Genomic DNA, 5,577 nt, shown 5'->3' on the forward strand with positions numbered 1-5,577 from the left:
CTATGGTTATAGCGAGTAATCACGTAAAAATTCCTCAAGGTTAACCAATACTCTTCACCGGTAGCCCCTTGAAGTATCTGAAGTTTCGCAGGCATATTCTTATCCAAACCAGCAGGAAGACGCAAACCGTGTGCCTCAAAATCAGCTACCATATGCGACGGCTTGAGCTTCTTATGAACAAGCTCTTGATAACCCTCTCCTAAGTCTGACTTTTCTAGCTGAAAAGCGACTGGCTGCCCCTCGGACCATTTATGCATCTTAAAATAGTTAGCAACACTTCCCACCGCATCGGTAGCGTTATTAAGAATGTCCGCAACCTTATCGCCATCGAAATCAACTGCGTAGTGACGATAGCTACTTGGGATAAACTGGCCGTAACCCATCGCACCCGCATATGAGCCTTTCAAGTCTAAGGCTGCAAAGCCCTGCTCTTTAGACAGAAGAAATACTTGCTCTAACTCTTTTGTGAAAAACTTTGAACGAGGCGGATAGTCAAAAGCTAAAGTTGAAAGTGCATCCACCACACGATAACTCCCCTTGTTACGGCCGTAGCGAGTTTCAACACCTATTATGGCAGCAATAACATGAACCGGAACACCGTACTTTTCCTGAGCCCGGTTTAGGCTCTCTCGGTTTTCTTCAATGAAGGCTAAACCTTTCTTAATTCGATCATCGGTAAGAAATATCTTTCGATAACCCTTCCATTCGAGGCGCTTCTCTGCAGGTCGAGCAATTGCTTTCAGAATACTATCTTTCTTTTCTGCCTGAGAAAATATTTCAGCTAACTTTGCACTTTCAAAGCCGTGCTTACTAACCATCATATCAATAAAGCTTTTAGCTTTTTCGTGCTCAATATAGTTCGCATTTGCCGAAGAAACCGACAACAGCATCAGGCAAGCTGAGATTACAAAAAACAATTTATTTCCTGAACGCATACATAATCCTTTTATTGTTCGCAATTCGCTTAGCGCGACAGCATCTTTCTATGAGTATGAATTGACATCAGTACACCAAATGCCGCCATTAGAGTTACCGCAGAGGTGCCGCCATAACTTACCAACGGAAGTGGCACACCCACAACAGGTAAGATACCACTTACCATACCGATATTTACAAAAACATATACAAAAAATGTCATGACCAGACTGCCCGCCAATAGACGACCATATGAATCCTGAGCCTTAAGCGCTATGAACAGCCCCCTGAATATAATCAGTAAATATAGAAGCAACAACCCCAAGACGCCAACAAAACCAAACTCTTCTGCACAGACTGCAATAATAAAATCGGTATGACTTTCAGGTAAAAAATTCAGTTGAGACTGAGTACCTTCAAGCCACCCCTTCCCCCAGGTGCCGCCAGAGCCAATCGCCGTTTTCGATTGAATAATATTCCAACCTGAGCCTAGCGGATCACTTTCTGGGTCGAGAAAAGTTAGGACACGTTGTTTTTGGTAATCTCGCATCACAAACATCCACATAAGCGGCGCAAAAGATGCGAGTAAAACAGCAAAGCCCCCGACTAGCCTCCAGCTCAAACCCGCAAACATTAATACAAAAACACCCGAGGCGGCAATTAAGATTGAAGTCCCCAAATCCGGCTGCTTAACAATGAGCAATACCGGAATAAAAACGAGCACCAATGATCCCATGACAGCCTTAAAGCTTGGAGGTAAATAACGCGCAGCCAAAAACCATGCAACCATCATCGGCACCACCAACTTCATAAACTCAGAGGGCTGAAAACGCGGTAAACCTGGTAGCTGTAACCATCGCTGTGCACCTTTAGCACCCGTTCCAAAGAAAATAACCCCTATCAACGCTGCGACACCAATAACATATAGCCATGGAGACCAACGCCGGTAGACATTGGGATCTAGCTGAGCAAAAACAAACATCACAACAAATGCAATACCGAAGCGTGTCGCCTGTTTTTCGACATACACCATATCTTGACCACCTGCGCTATATAAAATAGCCAGACCAACGGCACACAACAATAGAAGCAAGCCCAACATGATCGGGTCTAGGTGCAAGCGAAACAGAAGACCACCACTATTGCGCAAGTGACTTTCTGCCCCGGGCATCTGCCTTAGAAACTCTCTACTCATTTGATTCGCGACTCAAATATCAAAACGACTATTCCTTTGGAGTATCTGGATTAGAGGAAGCTATATGCCCGAGAGAAATCAACCACTCATCAAACATGGCCCTAGCAACTGGCGCAGCAGCACTACTTCCTCCTCCCCCATTTTCAACAATCACCGCCACGGCAATTTGGGGCTCATCCAACGGCGCAAAACCAACAAATAAAGCGTGATCTCGATGTCTCTCGATCAAGGCTTCAGCATCATATTTTTCGCCCTGAGCAATACCTACTACCTGAGCTGTTCCGGTTTTTCCCGCCATTTTATAACTAGCATTGCGACCACTACCGCGAGCCGTCCCATGACGGCCATGCATCACATCAGCCATCGACTCAATAATATAATCAAGGTCTTCCGGCCTGCTAAGATCAAGGTCAGGCATTTCAACCTCACGACGGCGAGCAGAATATTCGCTTTCTCCCTTTCTTAGGGAAATCGACCTCAATAGAGTTGGTGCAACCCAGCGTCCCCGGTTTGCCAAAAATGCTGTAGCCGTTGCCAACTGCAATGGCGTTGCAAGCATAAAACCTTGACCAATCCCTAGGTTCAGTGAGTCACCTGGATACCAAGAGCGACCTTTTAGGGCCTTCTTCCACTCACGAGTTGGTAAAATCCCGGATCTTGCTTCAGAAATATCCAAAGCAGTATTACTCCCAAAACCGAAATAGCCTAAATACTTAGACATCTGATCAACACCCATTTTAAACGCGAGATCGTAAAAATAGGTATCGCATGACTGAGCAATAGCAGATCTTAAATTTATACGCCCATGCCCTTCCCGCTTCCAGTCGCGATATATCCGCTCATCATTTTGTAATTGATAACGTCCCTCATCCCAAATGCTAAACTCTCGCGTGGTCGTATTGGTATCAAGACCGCCTAAACCGACCATAGGCTTAATCGTAGAGCCAGGTGGATACTGCCCTTTTAATGCCCTGTTAAATAAAGGAAGATCCAAAGAATCTCTTAGCTCGCCATAAGACTTGTAATCAATCCCCGTAACAAAAGCATTTGGATCAAAGCTCGGCGTACTAACCATTGCCAGTATGCCGCCGGTTTCAGGCTCTATTGCGACCACGGCTCCCCTATTTGAGCCAAGTAGCTCCACTGCCCGGTTTTGCAGCTGTGCATCCATATGTAGAGTAAGATTTCTACCTGGCACCGGATCACTTCTATCCAACACCCGCAAAACCCTGTTACTGGCGTTTGTTTCTACGGTTTGAAAGCCAACCTGACCATGCAATTCTGACTCATAAAATTTTTCAACTCCAAGCTTGCCGATATAGTTAGTCGCCGAGTAGTTTTGCTCATCGACCTTTTTTAGCTCTTTTTCATTTATTCTTCCGACATAACCGATCGAATGCGCAGTATCTTTCGCCATCGGGTAGTGTCTAGCGAGCTCGGCAAGTACCTTCACTCCCTTCAGTTCATGCCTGCGCACCTCGAGCATCGCAATTTCTTTCTCGGTCAACTTACTTTTTAGAATAACAGGGTGAAATGGTCTTCTGGCCCGTTTTAAACGTTTTTTAAAGCGCCTCACATGATCATCAGAAATTGATATGACTTGGGCAATCGAAGCAATACTTTCATCAATGGAGGCGCTGTCTTCTGGTGTAATCGCGACACTGAAAATTGGCCGATTGTCAGCTAGCAAAATACCGTTTCGGTCATAAATCAAACCACGGTTTGGTGCAATCGATTGCAACTGCATGCGATTCTTATCGGATAAAGTTTGAAAATGCGTATGATTAGTAATCTGCAGGTAGTACATGCGGAAGATCAATCCGCCCGTCAAACTCAAGACAAAGATTGACGCCACAATCGTGCGAAAAGCATAAATTCGCTTCTCTCGATTCGAGTCCTTAAGGCGACGATCAGACTTCAAACCCAACTCCCCTGAAATAGATCGAATACACTGCAAACACTCTTTTTAATCATGAACGGTGATAAGGGTGATTCTGCGTAACCGTCCAAGCCCTATATAGCTGCTCAGCAAGCACAACACGAACAATGGGATGAGGTAATGTTAATGCAGAGAGAGACCACTGCTGATCAGCACGAGCTCGACATTCATTGCTTAAGCCGTCCGGCCCACCAATAAGAATAACTAGATTTTTGCCACTCATTTGCCAGTTTTCAAGGTTAGAGGCTAACTTCTCCGTACTCCAGTTAACACCTTTAACCTCAAGCGCAACAACATGATCCTGACTATTAATTTGAGCGAGTATAGCCGCACTCTCTTTTTGAATAGCGCGCTTGATATCGGCATTCTTACTACGATTCCCCAAGGGAATCTCGATAAACTCTAAAGGAAGGTCTTTAGGAAGGCGCTTAACATATTCGTTTGCGCCTTCCGTCACCCACTTCGGCATTTTAGTACCAACAGCAAGTATTTTTATTTTCATCGCTATCGCAATTCACAAACAGTGCAGAGATTGAATTATGCTTATTACATAAGCCAAAGGAAAAACTAAAGAAAAGGCTATAGTTAATGCTCAGTCATTGAGGCACTGGCATCCGGGCCATCACGCCAAAAGCCTTCCAGGTCATAAAATGTGCGTGAAGCGGGAAGCATCACATGAACGACAACCTCGCCCAGATCAACCAAAACCCAGTCACTGCCATCAGCACCTTCAATACCTAAAGGCCGTCCGCCTTTATCTTTTACTTCGGAAACCAAATTTTCTGCAAGAGACTTAACGTGTCTGCTCGAAGTCCCTGAAGCGATCACCATATAGTCTGTGACGCTAGTTTTATCTTTAACATCCAGCACACAGATATTATCAGCTTTAAGATCCTCTAAAGCCTCGACCACTACAGTTTTCAATTCTTCAGTTTGCATACGTTCTTTGTGTTCCCCATTTGGTTAATTTTGCCTGCTCTGAAACAGCGTTTCAAAACAGCAACTCACTCTCGATAAAGCGCATTATCACAGATATAGTCTTCAACCGCACCTATCACAAGGTAACGAATGCTTTTATTTTTCCTGACCGCTTCACGAATGGCAGTGCTAGAGATATCTAACTGCGTCAAATCAAGCATCAAAGCTAAGCCGCCCGGCTGCTCATGCAAGTAATTGGCAGACATAACCCATTCAAAGCCAAGTTGCTCCAGACATTGCTTTATATCGCCTTCAAGTTCACCCGGGCGCTTTACAACAACAATATGCGTCTGCTTTGATAGCTGCTCTGCCTGACGCCAGGTTCTTAAACCTCGCGCAGCATCAGTCCCCATGACGATACTCAAGGCCTGATCACCAAGCTCTTGACGCTTCTCGCGAACTGATTCAATGGTATAACTTGGACAACCCCGCCGAATCTCTCGCTCATCAACATTCAAACACGAGTCATGAGCTGTCGCCAGCTTCAACATTTCAAGGCGAGAGTCAGCACTTGCCGACACACTATCCTTATGCACAGCCTGGTAACAAG

At 45.1% G+C, this 5,577-nt stretch carries 6 protein-coding genes; all 6 read right to left on the reverse strand.

Annotated elements, in window-relative coordinates:
- Positions 1 to 935: lytic murein transglycosylase B (gene mltB, locus A3756_RS08870; RefSeq protein ID WP_068553354.1), on the reverse strand; the 935-nt coding region annotated here is incomplete at its 3' end.
- A gap of 29 nt (positions 936 to 964) precedes the next feature.
- Positions 965 to 2,110 (reverse strand): rod shape-determining protein RodA, encoded by a 1,146-nt coding sequence (rodA, locus tag A3756_RS08875; protein WP_197469920.1) that lies wholly within the window; start codon positions 2,108 to 2,110, stop codon positions 965 to 967.
- Between the two features lie 28 nt (positions 2,111 to 2,138).
- Positions 2,139 to 4,031, reverse strand: coding sequence for a penicillin-binding protein 2 (gene mrdA / locus A3756_RS08880; RefSeq protein ID WP_068553355.1), 1,893 nt, complete (start codon positions 4,029 to 4,031; stop codon positions 2,139 to 2,141).
- Between the two features lie 49 nt (positions 4,032 to 4,080).
- Positions 4,081 to 4,551 (reverse strand): 23S rRNA (pseudouridine(1915)-N(3))-methyltransferase RlmH, encoded by a 471-nt coding sequence (gene rlmH / locus A3756_RS08885; protein ID WP_068507911.1) that lies wholly within the window; start codon positions 4,549 to 4,551, stop codon positions 4,081 to 4,083.
- Between the two features lie 83 nt (positions 4,552 to 4,634).
- The gene (gene rsfS / locus A3756_RS08890) at positions 4,635 to 4,988 is read right to left on the reverse strand and encodes a ribosome silencing factor (RefSeq protein ID WP_068507913.1); all 354 of its coding nucleotides are present in this window, start codon (positions 4,986 to 4,988) and stop codon (positions 4,635 to 4,637) included.
- A gap of 65 nt (positions 4,989 to 5,053) precedes the next feature.
- Positions 5,054 to 5,577 (reverse strand): nicotinate-nicotinamide nucleotide adenylyltransferase (locus tag A3756_RS08895; RefSeq protein WP_156490378.1); only part of this gene is annotated, 524 nt, incomplete at its 5' end.

It is taken from the genome of Oleiphilus sp. HI0086 (genome assembly GCF_001635225.1).

Bases quoted from the DNA above. Each gene is read 5' to 3' on its own strand.
- rodA (WP_197469920.1), bottom strand. From the start codon at position 2,110: ATGAGTAGAGAGTTTCTAAGGCAGATGCCCGGGGCAGAAAGTCACTTG.
- rlmH (WP_068507911.1), bottom strand. From the start codon at position 4,551: ATGAAAATAAAAATACTTGCTGTTGGTACTAAAATGCCGAAGTGGGTG.
- rsfS (WP_068507913.1), bottom strand. From the start codon at position 4,988: ATGCAAACTGAAGAATTGAAAACTGTAGTGGTCGAGGCTTTAGAGGAT.